Annotated in this window: 4 protein-coding genes; all 4 read left to right on the top strand. The window is 61.5% G+C overall.

The features are described 5' to 3' along the window. Window positions 1–237: putative PDDEXK endonuclease (locus tag ACE4YL_RS02830; protein ID WP_461369179.1), on the top strand; the 237-nt coding region annotated here is incomplete at its 5' end. Beyond that, entirely contained in the window at window positions 234–935 is a 702-nt protein-coding gene (locus tag ACE4YL_RS02825; protein WP_461369178.1) for a DNA-methyltransferase, read from the top strand. The genes ACE4YL_RS02830 and ACE4YL_RS02825, both read left to right, overlap by 4 nt. After that, window positions 932–1,207 carry a hypothetical protein gene (locus ACE4YL_RS02820; RefSeq protein WP_461369177.1) on the top strand — a complete coding sequence of 92 codons (276 nt, stop codon included), beginning with the start codon at window positions 932–934 and terminating at the stop codon, window positions 1,205–1,207. The genes ACE4YL_RS02825 and ACE4YL_RS02820 overlap by 4 nt, the downstream gene beginning before the upstream one ends. A 93-nt stretch (window positions 1,208–1,300) precedes the next feature. Next, window positions 1,301–1,477, top strand: coding sequence for a hypothetical protein (locus ACE4YL_RS02815; protein ID WP_461369176.1), 177 nt, complete (start codon window positions 1,301–1,303; stop codon window positions 1,475–1,477). Window positions 1,478–1,537 lie beyond the last annotated feature (60 nt).

Below are 1,537 nucleotides of genomic sequence, written 5' to 3'. Positions count from 1 at the left end.
CGCGAGCGGTTCGGCTTCGGGGTCGAGTGCAAAGCGCAGGAACGGATCGCCTTGCCGGAGTGGTGGCAACAATGCACCCGAAACGCGGCAGCGGAGGGGCTCGCCCCCCTCCTCGTCCTGAAGCAGAGCCGGCGGGAGCCGCTCGCCGTGCTCCGGTGGACCGACCTGCTCTCGCTGCTCCGGCACGATCATCGATGGGAGAATCTCGCCGAGGGGCTGACGGGGGGCCGGGCATGACGCTTGAAGTAGATCGGATCTACTGCGGCGACTGTCTCGACCTCATGCGCGAGATGCCGGATAAGTGCATTGATCTGGTGCTCACAGATCCGCCTTATGGGATCGGCATAACTAATAACAGGACAGTTGGCGGCGGGAACAAAGTATTCGGAAAACCCGGAACCTGGGTTAGTGCGAAAGACTACGGGGTCTCTGAATGGGATTCGGTTCGTATCGACGAATGTGTCATCGCTGAGATGTGCCGAGTCAGTAAGAACCAGATCATCTTCGGCGGCAACTATTATGCCGACCTCCTCGATCCGTCCCCGTGCTGGCTCGTGTGGGACAAGGATAACTCAGGTAACTTCGCAGACTGCGAACTCGCGTGGACCTCATTCAAGACAGCGGTGCGGAAGTTCAAATGGCGATGGAACGGGATGCTGCAGGAGGACATGCGCCACAAGGAAGAGCGCATCCATCCGACGCAGAAACCCGTCCCGCTCTTTATGCAGATTCTTGAGAAGTATTCAAAGCCCGGCGACCTCGTCCTCGACCCATTCCTCGGCAGCGGCACAACTGCGATCGCCTGCCTCCGCACCGGGCGGCACTACATTGGCATCGAGAAGCACGAGCCCTACTTCCTGAAGGCTCAGGAGCGGATCGACAAGGAGCGAGCGCAGGTACGGCTCTTCGATGCACTGGGAGGGGTGACAGCATGACCCGCCTGATCTACATCGAGACTTGCGACGAGTGCCCGTACGCGGTCGGCTCCCGGAGCTGCTGGGCAAGCCAGTGGTGCGATGAGAGCGGCATCCTCCGCTGCCGAAAGTTCGCCGACTTCCCCCTCATCCCAGACTGGTGCCCGCTGGAGCGGGACGGTCCGGACTGGGAACCGCCGGCGACCATCGACCTCAACGGCCCGCCGCGCTACACGCGAGGCACGACCGACGGCACCTCAGCCTCAAACCTCGACTGGAGGCGGTCGCCGTGAAGGTCCTTTACATCAGCGGACCGTTCAGCCACCCCGACCCGGTGTACGGCATCGGCCGAAATATCCTGCAGGCCTCCGAGGAGGCGAGCCCCCATGCCGCGGATTGAGATATCTCACGAGGACGCCGCCGAGATTGCCCGGCTCTGTTACCTCCTCGAGCCGGGGGTGGTCCTCACTCGGGCGGAGGTAGTCCACCGGGTCCTCGTCGAGTGGCGGCAGGCGAAACTGGCGAAACTGGTTAAACCGGCGAAAGTGGCGAAAACGCCATAATCTAACCTATTTATCTATTCGGGGGGCCTATACTCTCCTGATTGTATGGCCCTTGACAAG

It is taken from the genome of Candidatus Darwinibacter acetoxidans (genome assembly GCF_041936445.1).
Lineage (GTDB): Bacteria > Bacillota > Limnochordia > Darwinibacteriales > Darwinibacteriaceae > DTU010.
The sequence above is the reverse complement of the archived record's forward strand: the minus strand, read 5'-3'. Positions and strand labels throughout refer to the sequence as shown.